Consider the following 21164-nt stretch of genomic DNA (forward strand, 5'->3'; position numbering starts at 1 on the left):
GCGAGCTAACAATAAGATTGAGATATTAAATTAAAACTTATGACTGAAGTAAGAAACGACTGGACAAAAGAACAAATAGCCGAAATATACCATACCCCGTTACTTGACCTTGTTTATAAAGCGGCAAGTATTCACCGTGAAAATACCGACTACGCCGAGGTGCAGATCAGTTCGCTGATCTCGATCAAAACCGGAGGGTGCTCTGAAGATTGTGCTTATTGCCCGCAGGCAGCTCGTTATAATACCGGTGTTGATGTTCATGCGATAATGCCAAAGGATGAAGTTATTGCGGCTGCAGAAAAGGCAAAAGCAGGCGGTGCTTCAAGATTGTGTATGGGCGCAGCATGGCGTGAAGTGCGGGATAATCGTGATTTTGACAAAGTGATTGATATGGTAAAGGCCGTTAATAGCCTTGATATGGAAGTTTGCTGTACACTGGGTATGCTTACAGAAAGCCAGGCTCAGCGTTTGGCAGATGCAGGCTTGTATGCTTACAACCATAACCTGGATACATCTGAGGAAGACTACAAACGTATTATAACCACCCGTACCTATGATGACCGCTTAGATACGTTGAAGCACGTTCGCAAAGCAAAGATCACTGTATGCAGTGGAGGTATTATTGGCTTAGGCGAAACGGTTGAAGACCGCATCTCAATGCTGAAAACTTTATCAAACTTGCCAAAGCACCCGGAGTCTGTGCCAATCAACGCTTTGGTACCAGTACAGGGAACACCACTGGCCGATCAGCCCAGGGTATCTGTTTGGGATATGGTTAGGATGATAGCTACTACCCGCATTATTATGCCTAAAACAGTAGTGCGTTTATCTGCCGGCCGTACAGAAATGAGCGTGGTTGAACAGGCGTTTTGTTTTATGGCTGGTGCTAATTCAATTTTTGCAGGCGAGAAGTTACTGACTACGCCAAACCCATCTTTTGATACCGATATGGCAATGTTTGAGCTGCTGGGCTTATCGCCGCGTAAGGCATTCAAGAATGGTCGTCCTAATGAAGTTAAAGAAATGGAAACAGCAGGTTAACACCTGCTGTTTTATATGGAGATATTATTAGAGAGGCGCATATTTGCGCCTCTTGTTGTTTTTAATCATTCGTCATTGCAACGACGGGAGGGGTGCACAATTAGAATTAATCCCTCATGTTAATAAATTGCAATGGCTGACCAAAGTTTTCGCCACGGCAAAGACTAATCACTGCCTGCAGGTCATCTATTTTTTTACCCTGCACGCGCACCTGGTCGTCCATGATAGATGCCTGAACTTTTAAGCCGCTGTCTTTTATTTTTTTAACCAATTTTTTGGAGGTTTCTTTATCAATACCTTCCTTAACTTTGATCTCTTTACGGATCATATTGCCCGATGCATATTGTTCTTTACCAAAATCAAGCGCATTAGGATCAAGATGTTGCTTTACCATACGGCCTATGATAGAATCCTGGATGGCTTTCAAACGCATATCGTTCTCGGTAACAATGGTTATATCGTTTGTTTTTTTATCCAGGTCGATAGTGCTTTTAGAGTCGTTAAAATCATAACGGTTTAATATCTCTTTTTTAGCGGTATTGATAGCGTTATCAAGGGTTTGGCCGTCTATCTTGCTTACTATATCAAATGTTGGCATAAGTTTGTGTTTATAAATGTTTACAAAACTAATGTATTGTAAACATTTACGCATGATGATTATTAATTTGTTTACATAACGTAATAAATAATAATGAATAAAAACCTTCAAAATGCAGATGAGTTAATATTAAGTTAACAAATAAATAAGCAGCTTTGTAAATGTGGCCCGGGGGCACAAATTTTTATGGATAAACAGGCACCATTAATAAACAGGGAAATAAGTTGGTTATATTTTAACGATAGGGTTTTGCAGGAAGCTGCTGATCCCACTGTTCCATTAATTGAACGGGTGCGTTTTTTAGCGATATTTTCATCCAATCTTGATGAGTTTTATAGGGTGAGGGTAGCAACCATGAGCCGCCTTGCCGCTTTGAACGAAAAATCGAAGGAGATTTTAGGATATAACCCCAAAAAACTCCTTAATCAGATAAAAAACATCGTTGTACGGCAGGAACGTAAGTTCAACAACCTGTATGAAAACATTATAGTTAAACAGCTTGCCGAGGAAAAGATCTTTATTCTGAATGATAAGCAGCTTAATGTATCCCGTGGGGCGTTTGTTAAAAACTATTTCAGAGAGAAATTACTGGCTACGCTGGTGCCAATTATGTTGGATGATAGCCTGCCGCTGCCCGAACTGCGCGACAGAGCCATTTACTTTTTTGTTAAGCTCACCAAAAATAAAAAATCAAGGTTCGCGCTTATTGAGTTTCCTGATACGCTATCAAGATTTGTGGTATTGCCCGAAACCAATAACCTGAAGTTTATCATCCTGTTGGATGATATCATCAGGTACAGTTTGGAGGATATATTTTTCATTTTTGATCATGACAGTATTGAGGCCTATTCATTGCAGCTTACCCGCGATGCAGAGCTTGATCTGGATAAAGAACTAAGCGGAAAATTTATTGACGCGCTATCCAAAAGCCTTCAAAAACGCAAGAAAGGGACACCTATGCGTTTGCTTTACGATACCGAAATGCCGATGGATATGTTAAAGTACCTGGTAACCAAAATGGGGCTGCATGGCGAGAGCCTGATCCCCGGTAACAGGTATCATAACTTTAAAAATTTTATATCATTTCCTAATGTTGGTTCGCCCGAACTGGAGTTTGTTAAATACCCTGCTCTGCCTGTTGAGGATCTTTCTTTTGGCAAAAGTTTGATTGAACTGATTGCTAAAAAGGATTATATGGTAAGCACACCTTACCAGTCATATGATTACATTATTCACTTTTTACGCGAGGCCGCTATTGATCCTAAGGTTAAAGAAATCAGTATAGCGGTTTACCGCCTTGCCGAGAATTCAAGGATTATTCACGCATTGGTAAACGCTGCCAAAAACGGTAAAAAAGTAAATTGCCTGGTAGAGCTTCGTGCACGGTTTGATGAGCAAAACAACATATTCTGGAGCAACAGATTAGAAGAAGAGGGTGTAAATGTGCTTTATGGAGTGCCAGGCTACAAAGTGCACTCAAAAATATGCCTGGTTAGCCGTTTGGAAAAACAAAAGGTGGTAAATTATGCCTGTTTATCAACAGGAAATTTTAATGAAAAAACTGCTAAGATCTATGCAGACCATACGCTTTTTACAGCTAACAAAAAGATAACTGATGATCTTGCTGATGTGTTTAAAGCCCTTAAAAGGAATGTGCTGCCGAAAGGACTAAAGACGCTGATTGTATCGCCCATTGATTCAAGGCCGGGCATTTACAAACTGATAGATAACGAAATAAAGAATGCTAAAGCAGGCAAAAAGGCCTACATGATATTAAAAATGAACAGCCTTGCCGATGAAAGCCTGATCAATAAATTATACCAGGCCAGCAATGCCGGTGTTAAAATAAAAATGATCATCCGTGGTATGTGCTGCCTTGTTCCCGGTGTAAAAGGTTTCAGTGAAAATATTGAGGTGATAAGCATTGTAGATAAATATCTGGAACATGCACGTGTACACATTTATTGCAACGGTGGTAGCGAGTTGATCTACCTTACATCGGCCGATTTTATGAGCCGGAATATTGATAACAGGGTAGAGGTTGGTTTCCCGATTTTAGATGAGCACTTGCGTAAGGAAGTGAAGGATATGATCAACATACAACTGCAGGATAATACCAAGGCACGCGAAATAAACAGCACCAACAGCAACAAATATCATAAAACTAATTCGGCCGATTCTCATCGTGCGCAGATAGAGATATATACTTACCTTAAAACTAAAAACAAACAAAATTGAGATACGCAGCTATAGATATTGGCTCCAACGCAGTAAGGCTGCTTATTGCCGATATTATTGAAAATCATGGTTCTTATTCTTTCAAGAAAAACACTTTAATCAGGGTGCCGTTGCGCCTCGGCGATGATGCCTTTATTCAGCAACACATCTCTGATAAAAAAGCCGGCGACCTGGTAAAATCAATGAGTGCATTCCGCAATCTTATGGATGTTTATAAGGTGACGGATTACCTGGCTTATGCTACATCGGCCATGCGTGAAGCTAAAAATGGCGATGATGTAGTTAAACTGATAAAACAGGACGCCAATATTGATCTGGAGATCATTCATGGTTCAAAAGAGGCTAAAGTGATATATGCCAGTCATGCCGAGCAAACTATTGACAAAAGCAAAAGCTATTTATATATAGATGTTGGTGGTGGCAGTACCGAACTTTCACTTTTTTCGGCAGGGGAACTGATGGCTTCCAAATCATTTAATATTGGTACTATCAGGATACTGGATAACCAGGACTCTGAAGAAACCTGGAACGAGATGAAAGATTTTATCCGGGAACATACACGTGGCTACAAACAATTGTTAGGCATAGGAACCGGTGGTAATATCAACAAAATACATAGACTGGCCGAAGAAGGTGACGATGCGCCAATGGCATTTGGTAAGCTAAAATCACTTTATACTTATCTCAATTCATTTTCACTAAAAGACCGCATAAACGTACTTGGTTTAAACCAGGATAGGGCCGATGTAATCATTCCTGCCTGTGAAATTTATATGACTGTGATGAAAAACGCCGGTATAAAGCAGATCTATGTTCCCCGGGTAGGTATGGTTGATGGAATTATACAGCTTCTAATAGAAAAGAATTTATCTTAATAGAAAAATAACGTAAAATTATTTTTACAAATTTGTTTTTTTATATAAAAACTGTTAGTACATTTGTATTGCCCTCTCAAGGGCATGTTTTTCATAGGTAGATGTAGGGTCGGGTACAAGTTATTCGACCCTTTTTTATGCCCGTAACTTTTATCTGTTTGGGTAGTTATTGATGAGTCATGAAGAAGAAGATTGTAGTTGCTATTACGGGTGCAAGCGGCGCTATTTATGCCGATCTGTTATTAAAGAAGTTAAGTCAGTTAGAAGATCAAATACAGGAAGTTGCAGTCGTAATGTCTGATAACGCGAAGGATGTTTGGCGTTTTGAGCTTGATAATGAGGACTACAGCAAATACAATTATAAGTTTTACGCCAAAAATGATTTCATGGCCCCTTTTGCGTCAGGGTCGGCTAAGTTTGATACTATGGTTATTGTTCCATGCTCCATGGGCACCCTTGGCCGGATAGCGGGAGGGATCTCTGATGACCTGATCAGTCGTGCTGCCGATGTGATCCTCAAAGAACGCCGGAAGCTTATCCTGGTGGCGCGCGATACGCCGTTTAATCTCATCCACATCCGTAATATGGCTACAGTTACGGAAGCCGGTGGTATTATTTGCCCGGCTATTCCCTCATACTACAGCAAACCGCAAACCATAGAAGAGCTGGCCATGACGGTTGTGAACCGGGTTATTGATCTGATAGGGCTGGAGAACAAGAGCTATGAGTGGAAAGGAATTTAGTTAATGAATTGGCGATTTAGCGAATTTGTGATTGGATTTACCTGGTTAATAATTAAGCCCAAAGTAAAAATAGCTAATTCATCAACTCACTAATTCACAAATTGCTTACCTTTGCAGCTTTGAAATGAATAAGAAAGTCGCTTTTTATACTTTAGGCTGTAAACTGAATTACTCAGAAACCTCATCTATCGGCAGGCTGTTTAGCAAGGCTGGTTATGATACGGTGGAGTTTTCCGATACTCCCGATGTTTTTGTTATAAATACCTGTTCGGTTACCGAAAACGCTGATAAAAAGTGTAAAAAGATAGTTAAAGAAGCGCTTAAGATTTCGCCTAACGCGTATGTAACTATTGTGGGATGTTATGCCCAATTAAAACCCCAGGAAATTGCCGAAATACCTGGTGTTGATATGGTGCTTGGTGCTGCAGAAAAATTCATGATCATTGATCATATTACCGATCTTACTAAAAAGCCCAAAGCTGTAGTTTATAACCAACCGGTAAGTGAGGCTAACCAATTTGTGCCGGCTTATTCTGTTGGTGGCGATCGTACCCGTACTTTCCTGAAAGTTCAGGATGGCTGCGATTATTCATGTACCTTTTGCACCATTCCCTTAGCTCGCGGCTCCAGCAGGAGTGATACTATCCAAAACGTAATTGAGCAGGCAAAGGAAATCGCTTTATCAGGAGTAAAGGAAATAGTGCTTACAGGTGTTAACCTGGGCGATTTCGGGATCAGAAACGGTCAGCGTGAAGATAAGTTCTTTGACTTGGTAAAGGCATTGGATGAGGTTGAAGGGATTGACCGTATCCGCATATCATCTATAGAGCCAAACCTGCTTACCGACGAGATTATTGCGTTTGTTGCTACTTCAAAACGGTTTGTTCCGCATTTTCATATCCCATTGCAATCAGGCTCAGATAAAATATTGGGTTTGATGCGCCGCCGTTATAAACGCGATTTGTATGTAAACCGCGTAGCCAAAATAAAAGAGCTGATGCCAGATTGCTGCATTGGTGTAGATGTGATCGTTGGTTTCCCGGGCGAAACCAGGGAAGATTTTATCGATACCTATAATTTTTTGAACGAACTAAACGTTTCATACCTGCATGTATTTACTTATTCTGAAAGGGAAAACACCCTGGCAGCCGAAATGAGTGGGGTAGTACCCGGCTCAACCCGTAACGACAGGAGTAAAATGCTGCATATTTTATCTGATAAAAAACGCAGGGCTTTTTACGAAACCCAACTCAATAAAAACGAAGAAGTTTTGTTTGAGCGCGATATAAAAGAGGGGTACATGCACGGGTTTACCCGTAACTACGTAAAGGTAAAAGTTAAGTATGATCCTATATTGGTTAATGAATTGAAAACGGTTTACTTAACAAATATTTCACCCGATGGTGACGTCGAAATAACAGAAGGCCAGGAAATATTAATGCATTAAAACATTATCTTCGCTTCAAAATTTAACCTATGTTTCCTACCATAACATCGCTTCTTCAATACCTTTTTGGCTTTAATTTACCATTACCTATTCAAACTTTTGGTTTTTTTGTGGCGATAGCTTTTATGGCAGCTTATTGGGCTTTTGCAAAGGAGTTTGATAGAAAAGAGAAACTTGGCGTAATTCATAGCTTTAAAAAAACTGTTACCATTGGCCAGCCGGCTACTGTTAATGAGTTGATAGGCAATGGGATATTCGGCTTTATTTTAGGTTACAAAATTATTGATGCTGTACTAAACTATCATCTGCTTTTAGATAATCCACAGGAGTTTCTTTTATCAACACGTGGCAATTGGCTGGGTGGTATCATAGGTGCGGCCGCTTTTGCTTACTGGGCCTATTATGAGAGCGATAAACAAAAGCTGGCTCAACCCAAAATAGAAGAAGTAACAGCTCATCCGCATGAATTAATGGGCAGTATTTTGCTGTGGGCTGCAGTGTTTGGCTTTGCAGGCGCTAAATTATTTAATGCCCTTGAAAACTGGGGCGATTTTATGAAAGACCCGGTTGGTATGCTGATTGGCTTTAGCGGATTAACCTTTTATGGGGGCCTTATTTGTGGCGGTGCTGCGGTACTTTACATAGCCAAGAAACATGGTATTAAACCACTGGATATGCTGGATATTGGTGGCCCTGGTATGATGCTGGCTTATGCTCTGGGGCGTGTTGGCTGCCAGATGTCTGGCGATGGCGATTGGGGTGTTGTTAACCTTAATCCAAAACCACAATGGTTAAGCTGGGCGCCAAATTGGATGTGGTCGTTCAAATTTCCGCATAACGTTAATGATGAGGGAGTGGCCATGGTTAATTGCGTTGGCAAGTTTTGCCATGAATTACAATATCCTGTATACCCTACTTCATTTTATGAGTGCATAATTGGCTTGTTGTTATTTGCTTTTTTGTGGAGCATCCGCAAGCGAATAAAAAGTTCAGGTGTGTTGTTTGGTATTTATATGATATTGGCCGGTGTTGAACGCTTTTTTATTGAGCTAATCCGTGTAAATACAAAATACCACGTAGCCGGCGTCAGTTTTACGCAAGCAGAAATGATTTCATTGATTATGGTAATTGGCGGTGCTGCTTTAATTATAAACGGGTTAAAAAACAAAAAAACAGCTACTTTGCAGCATGGCTAATACAAAGCAGGCATACAGGCTTTTGGATAACCAGGTGTTCAGGTTTGTACTTTCGGCAGGTGCCGGTTTTTTGGTTGATATATCTGCGTTCTATCTCTTTTATCATAATTTACTGGTTCGGCACACTTATCCTATAGGCTCAATTACAGTTCGTAATTCCACATTGTCATTAGCCATATCGTTTGCGTTGGGAGTGATCGTTAATTTTTTGGTTACCCGTTACCTAGTTTTCACGGAGTCAAAACTATCGGCATATAAACAGTTTTTCCGCTTTGCATCAGTGGCCTGCATTGGTTTTTTTGCAAATTTGTTTGTAATTAAGGTGTTGATACAGGTTTTCGGGATCTATCCGCCTTTAGCACGTATAGGTGCCGCATTAAGCTTGTTTTTTGCAAGCTTTTTTATACACAAGGTATTTTCATTTAGCTTATCATTAAGACATCATGGCACTCACGAACATAGCGAACCAGGTAATTGAAATTGCTAAACAGGCAGGCGATTTTATAAGGCAGGAACGTAAAACTTTTGATTCTGATAAAATTGAGTATAAAGGACTCAACGATATGGTATCATACGTTGATAAAACCGCCGAGCAAATAATAGTTGAAGGCCTAAGGAAAGTATTGCCCGAAGCGGGCTTTATTACCGAAGAAAAAACCACAACCACAATTGGAGAACGTTATAACTGGATAATAGATCCGTTGGATGGAACCACCAATTTTATACATGGTTTACCCGCGTTTTCGGTAAGTATTGCGTTGAAGGAGTACGACGAACTGGTGTTAGGGGTTGTATATGAAATAAACCAGGATGAATGTTTTTATGCCTGGAAAGATGCACCTGCTTATTTAAATGGTAAGGAGATAAGCGTAAGCAAAAACACAACAGTAGCCACCAGCTTATTGGCAACAGGTTTCCCTTATTATGATTTTGGGAAGCAGGCAGCATATATTGAACTATTTGCCGAGCTTATGAAAAGCAGCCATGGGTTAAGACGGATAGGCTCTGCAGCCGTTGATCTGGCTTATACCGCCTGCGGTAGGTTTGATGCTTTTTATGAATATAATTTGAACGCCTGGGACGTGGCGGCAGGTATAGTAATTGTAAAGCAAGCCGGAGGCCAGGTAGTAAATTTTAAAGGTGGAAGCGAAGTGCTGGAAACAAGAGAGTTGCTGGCAACTAACGGAAAGATAACCGAAGAACTGTTAACTTCTATTCAAAAGTACTTCAAGTAAAAGAGGAGTAGAAATCTTAATAAACACGAATTTCACGAATAAGAACGAATTTTAACAAGCACGAATTTCCCGAATAAGAGCGAATTTTCTCAAATGAAAAAGGCACAAATTTAATCGAACACAGATTAGTGTAATTCGATTAAGTTTGTGCCTTTCATGTATCTGATCAATTCGTGCAATTCGAATAAATCAGTATAATTTGTGTATATCTTATAATGCTTCTGATACCACTTCGGTAACTTCGGGCACCATACGTTTAAGCAGGTTTTCGATACCGGCCTTAAGAGTTATGGTTGATGACGGGCAGCCACTGCATGAACCACGCAGCTCAACAGTTACCACACCCTCGTTAAATGAGCGGTAAGAAATAGCGCCACCATCCTGCTCAACAGCCGGGCGAACGTAATCATGTAAAATCTGCTGGATTTTAACTTCAGTTTCAGAACCTTCAAAGTTTGTTTCTTCAGATTGCTCTTCTAATTGGATCTTTAGTTCTGATTCAACCGCGCCTTTTACAAATTCTTTCATAATAGGCTCAACATCTGCCCAGTCACTATCATCAGTTTTGGTGATAGTAACAAAGTTGCTGGCGAAAAAAACACCGTTTACAAAAGAAAACTTATATAATTCTTTAGCGAAAGGTGATTTTTCGGCACTCTCTTTTGTAGCATAGTCGGCACTGCCATTAATTAGCAACTTGTTCACTATGAACTTCATAGTTGCCGGGTTTGGCGTTGATTCTGTATATACGTTGATATTCATCGTGAATTCTATATTTAAAATGGAATTAACAAATTTAAGTAGCTTTTTTGTTTAAATGCAATAGTTAACGTGTTATGACGGGAAGATTGCAAATGTGCAGACATGTAAAAAAAGCGCGTCATTGCGAGGTACGAAGCAATCTCTATGCTGTACAGAGGAGAAATGGAAGTTCGATCTGCCTGTGTAGAGATTGCTTCGTACCTCGCAATGACGGGTTTTTAGAATTAAATCCCGGTATAATTTAATGGAGTTATTTGCTTTAATTCACTCTTAACTTCATCACTTATATTTAACGTATCAACAAACTCCGATATTGTTTGAGCATTTATCTGTTGGTTTGTACGGGTTAAGTCTTTCAGTGCTTCGTAAGGGTTAGGATATCCTTCACGTCTTAAAATAGTTTGAATGGCTTCGGCAACAACGGGCCAGTTAGCTTCAAGATCGGCAGTGATGGCGTCCTGGTTAAGTAATAATTTGTTTAAGCCTTTGATAGTTGATTTTATCGCAATCAATGTATGCGCGACAGGTACGCCTATATTACGCAGAACGGTTGAGTCGGTTAAATCGCGCTGAAGTCTTGATATTGGCAGTTTAGCAGCCAGGTGCTCAAATAAGGCGTTAGCGATACCTAAGTTACCTTCGGAGTTTTCAAAGTCAATTGGGTTTACCTTATGTGGCATGGCTGAAGAGCCAACCTCGCCGGCTTTAATTTTTTGCTTAAAGTAATTCATGGATATGTACGTCCACATATCACGGTCAAGATCAATCAATATATTATTAATCCTTTTCAGGGCATCACATTGGGCGGCAAAATTGTCATAATGCTCAATTTGAGTGGTGAATTGTGAGCGGCTTAATCCTAAAATGTTATTAACAAAATGGTTACCGAAAGCTTTCCAGTCTTTACCCGGATAAGCTATATGGTGTGCATTGAAGTTACCTGTAGCTCCGCCAAATTTTGCCGAATAGTTAACCGATTTTAACAAGGCCAATTGTCCTTCTATACGTTCAATAAACACTTCAATCTCTTTACCCAAACGTGTAGGCGATGCCGGTTGCCCGTGGGTGTGTGCAAGCAAGGGAATTTGCGCCCAATCGGCTGCGTAGCTTTTTAAGGTACTAACCAATTCGGTTATAGCCGGGTAGTAGGTATTGTTGATGGCCAGCTTAAAAGTATAAGGAATAGCTGTGTTGTTTATATCCTGCGAGGTTAATCCAAAGTGTATAAACTCTTTATAAGGGTCAAGACCACCTAATTTATCAAACTCATTTTTGATGAAATACTCCACCGCTTTAACATCGTGGTTGGTTGTTTTTTCAATCACTTTAATGCTTTCAGCATCCGCTTCAGTGAAATTTCTGTAAATGTCGCGTAACTTTTCTGTTAGATTACTATCAAATTGTTGTAGCTGAGGTAAAGGATATTCAACCAATGTGATGAAATATTCTATCTCAACAAATACACGATACTTGATGAGGGCAAATTCTGAAAAGTAACCGGCAAGTTCAGCAGTGGTGTTTCTATAGCGGCCATCAATTGGCGAAATTGCTGAAAGTGGAGTAAGGGTCATATAAAATATAAATTTTTGCAAAGATAAGAAAATAGATGTGCAGATATGCAGATGACAGATATGCAGATTTTAAATGAACAAATTAATTTGCGTTTGGCTGTCCAATTTACCGATGATCGATAGTTAATAGAATAAAATCGTGCGGCAATCATCTGTACATCTGGAATTTAAAATCTGCACATCTGTAACCTTTTGTCTGAGAAAAGTAATTTCGTTTGGAAACTTTGAAATCATAAAATGTTTCCTTAGTTTTGACCAAGAAAGTCAATGAGTCAAATAGAGAGAATAATACACGGGGGCGAGGAGCTGTTTTTAAAGGCAGGCATCAAAAGCGTAACCATGGATGATATAGCCAAACATTTGGGTATGTCGAAAAAAACCATTTACCAGTTTTTTAAAGATAAGAATGAGCTTGTAACAGCACTGGTAAAAAAGAAGCTAAAAGAGGATGAAGAGGAAATGGTTGAATACATCAGCAAATCTGCCAATGTGATTGAGGAGATGATTGCCATGACCAAATGCTCAGAAGAGATGTTTTCAAGGATCAACCCGATAGTGATCCATGATATGCAAAAATATCATCCGGAGGCCTGGGCCGAATTTCAGCGGTTTAAATCAGAAGTTTTAATAAGTACGCTGGAAGAATTGTTAACAAAAGGAATTAAGCAGGGCTACATCAGATCTGAAATTGACGTAAGGATAGTTGCCCGGATGAGGGTAAATACAGTTGAGCTGGGTTTTAATACCACCATTTTCCCTGTAGCCGAATTTAATACCTGGAAGGTGCAGGTGCAGTTTTTAGATCATTTTAACTATGGTATTTGTACACTTAAAGGTTACAAGCTTTTAAATCAATATAAAAATATAAAGGAAGAATAAAAGTCTGCTGACATACGGCTGTCACAAGTGGCCGGGATATTTGAGGCAGTAATATGTATTAAATAAAAAATCAACAACAACAATATATACAATGAAATATTTACTTTTTACGGCAACATTTTTTTGTGCCATAGCCATTAAAAGCTATGCCCAGGAAACGCCACCTAATAACCAAACTTTTAATTTTAGTGTACAGGACTGTATTAATTATGCTTATGAACATCAAAATACCGTAGTTAATGCAGGGCTTGATGTTAATAGTGCCGAATATAAAATTAAGGAAACCACAGGTACCGGCTTGCCGCAGTTAAGTGGCAGCGCATCATTTACTGATTACCTTAAAGTTCCGACGAGTTTATTACCTGGTGAGTTTTTTGGTGCCCCGGGTACCTTTGTCCCAGTGAAGTTTGGTGTAAAGTACAATTCAAATCTGGGCTTGAGTTTAACGCAAAAGATATTTGATGGCAGCTATTTTGTTGGTTTAAAAGCGTCAAAAACCTATAAAGAGTTATCTGAGCGTAGTTACACACGTACCAAAATTGCTGCTAACGTAGCTGTAACAAAGGCTTATTACCAGGTTTTGGTAAGCAATGAGCAAATAAAATTGTACGATGCAAATATTATCCAGTTAAAGCAACAGCTTGATCAAACAATAGCGCAAAACAAGCAGGGTGTTGTTGAATTGATTGACGTTGACCGCATAACTGTTCAATACAATAACCTGGTAACTAACCGCGAAAATGTGGTAAGATCGCTTGCCCTGAATTATCAGATGCTGAAATTTCAGATGGGTATGCCAATTGAGTATGGCTTAACCCTTAAAGATAAGTTGGTGGATATTAAGCTTGATAACAATATAGCAGAAATGGGCACTGACACAGCCTTTTATCATAAACGCATTGAGTATGCTTTGCAGGAAACTGATAAAAAGGTAAATGAACTGCTGCTACAAAATAAAAAGGCGGCGTATTTACCTACATTGAATTTTAACGGCAATTATGCTGCATCATATCAGGACAATAGTTTTGGAAATTTATATAAAAACTCTTTTCCATCAAGTTATATAGGCCTGTCATTAAACGTACCTATTTTTAGCAGTGGTCAGCGCAGCAATCAGGTAAAACAGGCGAAAATTTCGGTAATGCAGTCGCAAAACAACCTGGTGAATTTAAAGAACTCACTAAACTTGAATGCCAAAGTGGCCTCTGTTGCCTATATAAACGGTTTACAATCTTTAAATAATCAAAAAAGTAACCAAACGCTGGCCCAGGAAGTTTTAAGGGTATCCAAAGTAAAATATCAACAAGGTGTAGGCTCAAGTATTGAAGTTACACAAGCCCAAACGGCACTTGAAGATGCAGATAACAAGTATATACAGGGATTATATGATGCATTGGTTAGTAAAGTTGATCTTGACCAGGCATACGGACGTATTCAATAAAACAATATAACTAAACTCACTATTATAAAAAAGACATGAAAAAAATATTTTACATACCGGTCCTCGTTCTTTTAGCGGCAGCTTGCACCAACAAACCAAAAGACAAAAAAACGGAGCTTGCCGACCTGCAGAAACAACAGGCCGATATAAATTCAAAAGTAGCCAAACTGCAATCGGAGATTGGTTCGGCTGATTCGGGTAAAACTACTGATGTAAGTACTATTGTTATTAAACAAGTCACTTTTACTAACTATGTACAATTGCAGGGTAAAATTGATGCGCAGGATAACGTTACCGCGTATCCACAGGCTTCTGCAATTATTACTGGCCTGTTTGTTAAGCCCGGGCAGCATGTAACTAAAGGACAGGTACTTGCGCAATTAGATAACAGCGTAATGCAACAAAATGTAGCGCAGTCTGAAGCGCAGGTGGAGTTAAATCAGACTTTGTACAATCGTCAAAAAAATCTTTGGGATCAAAAAATAGGTACCGAAGTACAGTTTTTACAGGCCCAAACAACATTGCAAAGTAGCAAAAAGGCTTTGGCTGGTTTAAAGCAACAGGCTGGTTTATATCGTATTGTGTCACCAATAACCGGTACTGTTGACCAAATGGATCTTAAATTGGGCCAGGTAGCAAGCCCAGGTCAAACGGGTATCCGCGTTGTTAATGCTGATGTTTTAAAAATAAAGGCCGATGTGCCTGAATCTTATTCGGGAAGTGTAAATACTGGCAATGAAGTGAAAATTTTAGTACCCGATGCAAAGGATTCATTAATTACCAAGGTGACATTTGCCGCCAAGGTGATTGATCCAACATCAAGAAGCTTTGGTGTTGAAATTAAGTTGCCTGTGCGTAAAACCTTACGCCCTAATATGACAGCCATTATTCAAATAGCTAATTATGCCAAGGCAAATGCAATTGCCATACCTGTTAAAGCCATCCAAAAATCAGAAGATGGAGATTTTGTTTACATTAATGAAAACGGAATTGCTAAAAGGGTTAATGTTAAATCAGGAACTACTTATGGCGGGCAGACTGAAATACTTTCAGGCTTGAAAGCCGGCGATCAGCTGATAACAGAAGGGGCTTCAGATATTGAAAATGGCGATAAGATCAAAGTTTTACAGAGTGCTAATTAATTATATTAACAATTGATCTGTCAATTATGAAAGATTCAACTAAAGAATTCGGGCCCTCAAGCTGGGCCATTGATAATAAAACTGCCATATATGTGCTCATATTTTTGATCACAGTATTGGGGTTGATCAGCTATAACAATCTGCCAAAGGAGAACTTTCCGGATATAGCGCAATCTAAAGTGTTTGTTACCACAACTTTTGCAGGCCAATCTCCTCAAAACATCGAGAACCTGGTAACAAGGCAAATTGAAAAGCAGTTAAAATCATTAAAGGGCCTAAAAAAGGTTACTTCAAACTCGGTACAAAACGTATCTATAATAACAGCCGAATTTCAGGCCAATATTAAAATTAAAGATGCCAAAATTGATGTAAAAGATGCCGTGGATAAAGCCAAACAGGATCTGCCTCAAAATGATAATAACCTTAAGGAATCTGTTATATCTGATATAAACGTAGCCGATCTTCCAATCTTATATATCAATATATCCGGCGACTACGATCTTAAGAAATTAAAAGAGTATGCTGATCTTTTGAAGGATGAGATTGAAGGCTACAAGGAGATTTCAAAAGTTGATGAGGTTGGTGCTTTAACGCCCGAGATACAGGTGAATGTCGACCTGAATAAGATGGCCGCAGCACAGGTTAGTTTTAATGATATTACCCAGGCAATTGGTAACGAAAATATTTTAACAACGGCAGGTACAGTAAAAACTGATGGTATTCGCCGTAGTATTGATATCAAACAGGATTTTAAAGATGCCCAGGAGGTATCTGAAATGGCTATTCGTAACCCCAAGGGACAAGCAGTTTATCTGCGCGATATTGCCGAAATCAAAGACTCGTTTTTAGAACAGGAGAGTTATGCACGTTTAAAAACGCCAGAAAATCCTAAATTTAAAAATGTAATTACCCTTAACGTAAGTAAAAGGGCAGGAGAGAACCTGATCCAGGCATCTGATAAGATCAATGAGCTGATCAAACTAAAACAAAAAACAGTTTTCCCTAAAGGATTAAATATTACAGTAACAGGTGATCAGTCGGACAAGACACGTACCACTCTTAATGATCTTATTAACACCATTGTAATTGGTTTTATATTGGTTACAGTTATCCTGATGTTCTTCATGGGGACAACTAATGCTATTTTCGTGGCATTATCTGTACCGCTATCGTGCTTTATTGCATTTTTAATAATGCCGGCCATTGGGTTTACACTAAATATGATCGTGTTATTCTCGTTCCTGCTGGCTTTAGGTATTGTGGTGGATGATGCCATTGTAGTAATTGAAAACACGCACCGTATTTTTGATAACGGAAAAATACCCATTAAACAAGCGGCTAAAATGGCAGCAGGTGAGGTATTTCTCCCAGTGTTTTCAGGTACCATGACCACATTGGCTCCATTTGTCCCTTTGGCATTCTGGAATAGTTTGATTGGGCACTTTATGTTCTTCCTGCCGATAACACTTATTATTACCTTATTGGCATCGTTAGTGGTGGCTTATATTATGAACCCGGTTTTTGCGGTTGATTTTATGAAACCACACTTTAAAGGCGAACATGATAATCCTAAATTTGATAAGAAAACCTTACGTGTACTGCTCATTTTGGCCGTACTTGCCATACTAAGTTATGGATTGTTCTTCGCGGGTATTTGGACTATGGGTATGGGCAATTTACTCGCACTTGCTATTGTGCTTTACCTGTTAAACCACTTTGTGTTATTAAGGATAATAGACAAGTTTCAAAACAATGTATGGCCGCGTTTTCAAAAATGGTATGCCAAATGGTTGGAGCGTGCTGTTAAAAGGCCTGTAATAGTGCTGTTGGGTACATTTGCACTGTTTGTGTTTGCTATATTATTGATGGTGGTAAGAGGCAAAACGCCTGAGTTTTTCCCGTCTGGCGATCCAAACTTTGCATACGTTTACATTACTATGCCTATAGGTACTGACCAGGCTACTACCAACGAGGTAACTAAAAAGCTGGAACAGCGTGTTGCACAGGTTGTTGAACCTGATAAGGATATTGTATCATCCGTAATATCAAACGTTACCAAGGGCGTAACCGACCCAACGGATGAAGATCAGGGCGATTATCAAAATAAAGGTAAAGTAACCGTTGCATTTGTTGAATTTGGTAAACGTAATGGTAAGGATACCAAGGAGGTTTTGCGAAAGATCCGCGCAGCTGTTCAAGGCGTGCCGGGGGCTAAAATTGCTGTAGCACAGGAAAATAGTGGTCCGCCGGTACAGAAAGATATTAGTATCGAACTAATAGGTGATAACCTGGATTCGTTGGTAAACACCAGCAATCGTTTAAAGAGCTACCTGGCTAAGCAAAACATTGCTGGTATTGAAAACCTGGTTGCCGACGTTCAAAACGATAAGCCAGAAATTGTTTTTGATATTGACCGTGAAAGGGCTAACCGCGAAGGTATCAGTACATCGCAGATAAGTCAGGCGCTTGGTACGGCCATATTTGGCGCCAAAGCAGGCGACTTCAGGAACACCAAAGAAGATGATTACCAGATAAAGGTAAGGGCATTGGAACAACAGCGTGGTAATATAGATGAGTTACGCAACATGAAAATAACTTATCGTGACCTTGCCACCGGTGGTGCTATACGCCAGGTGCCCATATCGGCATTTACTGATATAAGGTATACCAATACCTATAGTAACATTAAGCGTAAACAACAGCGCAGGGTATTAACTTTAGGTTCAAGCGTAATAAAACCGTATAATGCCAACGAGGTAAATGCTAATATCTTAAAGGCTATAGCCAACTTTAAAAAATCTGATGATATCATCATCAGGCAGGGTGGTGGACAGGAAGATCAGCTGGAAGCGGTTACTTTCCTTGGTGGTGCACTTGCTACCTCTTTTGGATTGATCCTGATCATTTTAATGATCCAGTTTAATTCCATCGGTAAAACATTCATCATCATCAGTGAGATCTTCTTTAGTATCATTGGGGTGTTATTGGGTGTAAGTATCTTTGGCATGACCATGGCTATCGTTATGACCGGGGTAGGTATCATCGCTCTTGCCGGTGTGGTGGTCAGAAACGGGATCTTGCTTGTAGAGTTTACAGATATGTTGATAGAGCAGGGTGCAAACGTTCATGACGCCGTTGTTGAGGCAGGGCATACCCGTATGACACCGGTATTATTAACGGCCACTGCAGCCATATTAGGTTTAATACCATTAGCTGTAGGCTTTAATATCGATTTTGTGGAGATGTTCACACACTTTAAACCACATATCCACTTTGGTGGCGATAACGTTGCCTTCTGGGGACCGTTGGCCTGGACAATGATATTTGGTTTAGGTTTTGCAACCGTTATTACTTTAATTCTTGTGCCATGTATGTATCTTATCCGTCACAACCTTAAAGCAAGGCTTTTTGGTAAAAAAGAAAAGAAACATATAGAAGTATTAGAAGCCGAAACGGTTTAACTTAATAGGCAAAATCATAAACAAATAGCCGCATGCTGAAAAGTGTGCGGCTATTTTGCTTTAAAGGGCTCTGATTTATGTTTTTAATTAGAACATAATAAGATGTGTGTAGTTTTATATGTATAACAAACATCAAACGTCAATTATGGAACTCAAAATATCACATCCCTTTTGGCAGGTTATTGGTCTTGGAGCCCTGGCCGGTATGCGCTCAACATCGGCACCGGTTATTGTTAGTCATATATTAAGTCATCACCAGTCAAAAAAACTTGATCATTCACCTTTGCGGTTTATGCAATCAAAAAATGTGGCACTTGCATTGAAGGTTTTAGCCATAGGCGAAATAATAGGCGATAAATTACCTTCGGCACCCAATCGGATCAAGCCTGCCGTACTTGCCTTCAGGATGCTTTCAGGAGCATTTGCCGGGGCAAGTGTTTATAAAGCAACCGGAGGCAAAGTTGCCATGGGTGGGGCCGCTGCTTTTGCTTCCACATTTGGCAGTTATTTTCTGCGTAAGAATGCGGTTAAAACCAGTCATGTTATTGACCCGATTGTTGGCGCTATTGAAGATGCGCTTGTAATTGGCAGTGGAGTTGAATTATCAAATGCAGCTTAATTATCAGTTTTAGGCTGCAAGTATTTTTCAAGATTGCTAACCTCGGTACGAATTCTTGGCAAACTACCCGGGTAATTCTGTTGGATAAAGGTTACCAGGTTTTCCCTGATGTAGCATCTCAGGTCAAACGCATCGGATGAATTGTGTGCACTCATCAGTACGCGTACTTCAATATTGTTTTCTTTGGTATCGGTAACCTGAACCACTTTAACTTTCTTATCCCAAAGTGGTGATAGCTCAATCAACCGGTCAAACTCTTTACGGATAGCCTCAAGCGGAATGGTATAATCCACATATAAAAATACTGTTCCCAATATTTCGGACGAAGATCTTGTCCAGTTTTGAAAGGGTTTTGTAATGAAATAGTTAATGGGAAGAATCAGCCTGCGTTTATCCCATATATTCAGCACCACGTAAGTTAGGGTTATTTCCTCCACGCGCCCCCATTCGCCTTCAACCACTAAAACATCGTCAATCCTGATGGGTTGCGTAAACGCTATCTGGAAACCGGCCAGCAAATTTCCTAAAGAGTTTTGCGCCGCGAAACCTACAATAATACCACCTATTCCCACACCTGTTAATAAGCCCGTGCCAATTTTACGCATACTTTCAAAACTAAGCAGGATGATAGCTATGGTAACAAATACAATTACAACCACTAAAAACTTACGTATAAATTGAATTTGTGTGCGCACTTTGCGCTCCACCAGGTTATCGGCTTTATTAAGATCGTAGGTGTGATAGATGTAATCTTCTAAAATCCGGATAGAGCGTACAAGAATGCCTGCAAAAGATATTGTCAGTAAAATTTCAATTGTTTTATCAAGCGGAGTAACATAAATTTTATCCATCCTCATGATGGGGATAAAGAGATTTAGCAAAAACAATGGGATAAAATAAGTTATAGCAGGGCCTAAATTGATTATCACCGACCTGAAAAAGGAGTAGGATTCTTCCTTTTTAGCGTAAAATTTAAATAAGAGGGTAACAATATACTTTATAATCAGCCCTGCAAGGATAGCTATTACAGCTATCAGGAGATTCCATACTATGGCTGGAAGTTGTTGGGAAAAGTCAAGCAGATCAGGGGGTAACCTGTTTTCGATATTCATGTTATTTTATATTAATCAACATTAGTTAAATACTACGAATGTAAAATTGTTTTAACAACACGTAACGAAATGGGGGTTGCCATATTTATATGTAGATTTTTTGATAGATTTGTTTAAAAAGTCAGGAATTTAGGTTGCTGATTACAGATTGTATAATTTATATAACAAATGGCTGCAGTGAATGACCATCAGGATATAAAAAGGGAAAAGATATTAGAAGCCTCGTATGAGCGATTTTTACATTATGGTTATTCAAAAACCACGATGAATGAAATTGCCGGTGACCTCTCTATGTCGAAAGCTTTGCTGTACTATTATTTCCCTGATAAAAGCCAGTTATATATAGCTGTAATGCGTAAGCTGGCTAATGAATACTTAAAATTGCTTGAAGATAACATTGATACTTTTAATAATTTAAAAGAAGCCTTTGTTTTCCAGATCAATACACATCATGATTTTATTGTAAAGAATTATAATTTCTTCGATTTTTTCAGGCTTAATGAACAAAATTTACCGGATACCATTTGGGAAATTGTTGAGCAAGTGCACAAAGCGGAGCTTACTTTGTTGAGTAATGCCGTTAAAGTTGAAATTGAAAAGGGCACTATAAAACCTATTGAAAACTCCGAAGAGGTTGTTGACCTGCTTTTAGATGCTATGCATGGTATCAGGGTGGGGGCTGTGTCTCAAAAGAAATCCAGTTTCCCGCGTAAGGAACATCTCGAAGAAATTAGAAGCAAAAAGCTATTGCTTACTGATATATTCATAAAGGGTTTAATGTATTGCTAATACAATCGATTAAAT

18 protein-coding genes are annotated in these 21164 nt (G+C 39.3%); 14 read left to right on the plus strand and 4 right to left on the minus strand.

The annotated features are described in order from the left end of the window. The first annotated feature begins 39 nt into the window (after positions 1-39). Positions 40-1041, plus strand: coding sequence for a biotin synthase BioB (gene bioB / locus AC1DYB_RS03460; protein WP_477432455.1), 1002 nt, complete (start codon positions 40-42; stop codon positions 1039-1041). A 106-nt stretch (positions 1042-1147) separates the two neighbouring features. On the opposite strand, the gene AC1DYB_RS03465 is transcribed toward bioB, so the two are convergent. Beyond that, positions 1148-1639: a YajQ family cyclic di-GMP-binding protein gene (locus AC1DYB_RS03465; RefSeq protein ID WP_295711715.1), complete on the minus strand. Its 492-nt coding sequence runs from the start codon at positions 1637-1639 to the stop codon at positions 1148-1150. 186 nt (positions 1640-1825) lie between these two features. Here AC1DYB_RS03465 and ppk1 point away from each other — a divergent pair, with 186 nt between their 5' ends. The 7 genes from ppk1 (at position 1826) to AC1DYB_RS03500 (ending at position 9373) form a co-directional block, all read left to right on the plus strand. After that, positions 1826-3877: a polyphosphate kinase 1 gene (gene ppk1 / locus AC1DYB_RS03470; RefSeq protein WP_295711716.1), complete on the plus strand. Its 2052-nt coding sequence runs from the start codon at positions 1826-1828 to the stop codon at positions 3875-3877. Beyond that, positions 3874-4752 carry a Ppx/GppA phosphatase family protein gene (locus AC1DYB_RS03475; protein WP_477391601.1) on the plus strand — a complete coding sequence of 293 codons (879 nt, stop codon included), beginning with the start codon at positions 3874-3876 and terminating at the stop codon, positions 4750-4752. The genes ppk1 and AC1DYB_RS03475 overlap by 4 nt, the downstream gene beginning before the upstream one ends. A 179-nt stretch (positions 4753-4931) precedes the next feature. Beyond that, entirely contained in the window at positions 4932-5495 is a 564-nt protein-coding gene (locus AC1DYB_RS03480) for a UbiX family flavin prenyltransferase (protein ID WP_295711718.1), read from the plus strand. Between the two features lie 124 nt (positions 5496-5619). Continuing rightward, entirely contained in the window at positions 5620-6942 is a 1323-nt protein-coding gene (gene mtaB, locus AC1DYB_RS03485; RefSeq protein ID WP_477391602.1) for a tRNA (N(6)-L-threonylcarbamoyladenosine(37)-C(2))-methylthiotransferase MtaB, read from the plus strand. Positions 6943-6971: 29 nt separating this feature from the next. Then, a complete protein-coding gene (locus tag AC1DYB_RS03490) occupies positions 6972-8138 on the plus strand; it encodes a prolipoprotein diacylglyceryl transferase (protein WP_477432458.1) in 1167 nt (388 codons plus the stop codon). Further along, a complete protein-coding gene (locus AC1DYB_RS03495) occupies positions 8131-8616 on the plus strand; it encodes a GtrA family protein (RefSeq protein WP_477432460.1) in 486 nt (161 codons plus the stop codon). The genes AC1DYB_RS03490 and AC1DYB_RS03495 overlap by 8 nt, the downstream gene beginning before the upstream one ends. Continuing rightward, the gene (locus AC1DYB_RS03500; protein ID WP_477432462.1) at positions 8582-9373 is read left to right on the plus strand and encodes an inositol monophosphatase family protein; all 792 of its coding nucleotides are present in this window, start codon (positions 8582-8584) and stop codon (positions 9371-9373) included. The genes AC1DYB_RS03495 and AC1DYB_RS03500 overlap by 35 nt, the downstream gene beginning before the upstream one ends. Positions 9374-9583: 210 nt before the next feature. Here AC1DYB_RS03500 and AC1DYB_RS03505 read toward each other — a convergent pair whose 3' ends face one another. Continuing rightward, positions 9584-10135 carry a NifU family protein gene (locus tag AC1DYB_RS03505; RefSeq protein ID WP_295711730.1) on the minus strand — a complete coding sequence of 184 codons (552 nt, stop codon included), beginning with the start codon at positions 10133-10135 and terminating at the stop codon, positions 9584-9586. Positions 10136-10359: 224 nt separating this feature from the next. Further along, positions 10360-11706: an adenylosuccinate lyase gene (purB, locus tag AC1DYB_RS03510; RefSeq protein ID WP_477432464.1), complete on the minus strand. Its 1347-nt coding sequence runs from the start codon at positions 11704-11706 to the stop codon at positions 10360-10362. 267 nt (positions 11707-11973) lie between these two features. Between purB and AC1DYB_RS03515 the strand changes: the two genes are divergently transcribed. From AC1DYB_RS03515 to AC1DYB_RS03535, 5 genes are all read left to right on the plus strand, one after another. Continuing rightward, positions 11974-12585 carry a TetR/AcrR family transcriptional regulator gene (locus AC1DYB_RS03515; protein WP_295711734.1) on the plus strand — a complete coding sequence of 204 codons (612 nt, stop codon included), beginning with the start codon at positions 11974-11976 and terminating at the stop codon, positions 12583-12585. Positions 12586-12676: 91 nt separating this feature from the next. Further along, complete coding sequence (locus tag AC1DYB_RS03520) at positions 12677-14026, plus strand: TolC family protein (protein WP_477432467.1); 1350 nt, start codon at positions 12677-12679, stop codon at positions 14024-14026. Positions 14027-14061: 35 nt separating this feature from the next. After that, positions 14062-15168 carry an efflux RND transporter periplasmic adaptor subunit gene (locus AC1DYB_RS03525; RefSeq protein WP_477432469.1) on the plus strand — a complete coding sequence of 369 codons (1107 nt, stop codon included), beginning with the start codon at positions 14062-14064 and terminating at the stop codon, positions 15166-15168. Between the two features lie 26 nt (positions 15169-15194). Next, complete coding sequence (locus AC1DYB_RS03530; RefSeq protein WP_295711739.1) at positions 15195-18629, plus strand: efflux RND transporter permease subunit; 3435 nt, start codon at positions 15195-15197, stop codon at positions 18627-18629. A gap of 145 nt (positions 18630-18774) precedes the next feature. Beyond that, positions 18775-19248 carry a DUF4126 family protein gene (locus AC1DYB_RS03535; RefSeq protein ID WP_477432472.1) on the plus strand — a complete coding sequence of 158 codons (474 nt, stop codon included), beginning with the start codon at positions 18775-18777 and terminating at the stop codon, positions 19246-19248. Here the strand turns inward: AC1DYB_RS03535 and AC1DYB_RS03540 are convergent. Then, positions 19245-20360: a mechanosensitive ion channel family protein gene (locus AC1DYB_RS03540; protein WP_295711742.1), complete on the minus strand. Its 1116-nt coding sequence runs from the start codon at positions 20358-20360 to the stop codon at positions 19245-19247. The two genes, AC1DYB_RS03535 and AC1DYB_RS03540, sit on opposite strands and share 4 nt — an antisense overlap. 168 nt (positions 20361-20528) lie before the next feature. On the opposite strand from AC1DYB_RS03540, the gene AC1DYB_RS03545 reads away from it, so the two are divergent. Beyond that, a complete protein-coding gene (locus AC1DYB_RS03545) occupies positions 20529-21149 on the plus strand; it encodes a TetR/AcrR family transcriptional regulator (RefSeq protein WP_295711744.1) in 621 nt (206 codons plus the stop codon). Positions 21150-21164: the final 15 nt, after the last annotated feature.

This window comes from Mucilaginibacter sp. P2_A4, from assembly GCF_056405015.1.

Coding starts and splice junctions, on each gene's coding strand:
- bioB (WP_477432455.1), top strand. CDS start 40: ATGACTGAAGTAAGAAACGACTGGACAAAAGAACAAATAGCCGAAATA.
- AC1DYB_RS03465 (WP_295711715.1), bottom strand. CDS start 1,639: ATGCCAACATTTGATATAGTAAGCAAGATAGACGGCCAAACCCTTGAT.
- ppk1 (WP_295711716.1), top strand. CDS start 1,826: ATGGATAAACAGGCACCATTAATAAACAGGGAAATAAGTTGGTTATAT.
- AC1DYB_RS03480 (WP_295711718.1), top strand. CDS start 4,932: ATGAAGAAGAAGATTGTAGTTGCTATTACGGGTGCAAGCGGCGCTATT.
- mtaB (WP_477391602.1), top strand. CDS start 5,620: ATGAATAAGAAAGTCGCTTTTTATACTTTAGGCTGTAAACTGAATTAC.
- AC1DYB_RS03490 (WP_477432458.1), top strand. CDS start 6,972: ATGTTTCCTACCATAACATCGCTTCTTCAATACCTTTTTGGCTTTAAT.
- AC1DYB_RS03495 (WP_477432460.1), top strand. CDS start 8,131: ATGGCTAATACAAAGCAGGCATACAGGCTTTTGGATAACCAGGTGTTC.
- AC1DYB_RS03500 (WP_477432462.1), top strand. CDS start 8,582: ATGGCACTCACGAACATAGCGAACCAGGTAATTGAAATTGCTAAACAG.
- AC1DYB_RS03505 (WP_295711730.1), bottom strand. CDS start 10,135: ATGAATATCAACGTATATACAGAATCAACGCCAAACCCGGCAACTATG.
- purB (WP_477432464.1), bottom strand. CDS start 11,706: ATGACCCTTACTCCACTTTCAGCAATTTCGCCAATTGATGGCCGCTAT.
- AC1DYB_RS03515 (WP_295711734.1), top strand. CDS start 11,974: ATGAGTCAAATAGAGAGAATAATACACGGGGGCGAGGAGCTGTTTTTA.
- AC1DYB_RS03520 (WP_477432467.1), top strand. CDS start 12,677: ATGAAATATTTACTTTTTACGGCAACATTTTTTTGTGCCATAGCCATT.
- AC1DYB_RS03525 (WP_477432469.1), top strand. CDS start 14,062: ATGAAAAAAATATTTTACATACCGGTCCTCGTTCTTTTAGCGGCAGCT.
- AC1DYB_RS03530 (WP_295711739.1), top strand. CDS start 15,195: ATGAAAGATTCAACTAAAGAATTCGGGCCCTCAAGCTGGGCCATTGAT.
- AC1DYB_RS03535 (WP_477432472.1), top strand. CDS start 18,775: ATGGAACTCAAAATATCACATCCCTTTTGGCAGGTTATTGGTCTTGGA.
- AC1DYB_RS03540 (WP_295711742.1), bottom strand. CDS start 20,360: ATGAATATCGAAAACAGGTTACCCCCTGATCTGCTTGACTTTTCCCAA.
- AC1DYB_RS03545 (WP_295711744.1), top strand. CDS start 20,529: ATGGCTGCAGTGAATGACCATCAGGATATAAAAAGGGAAAAGATATTA.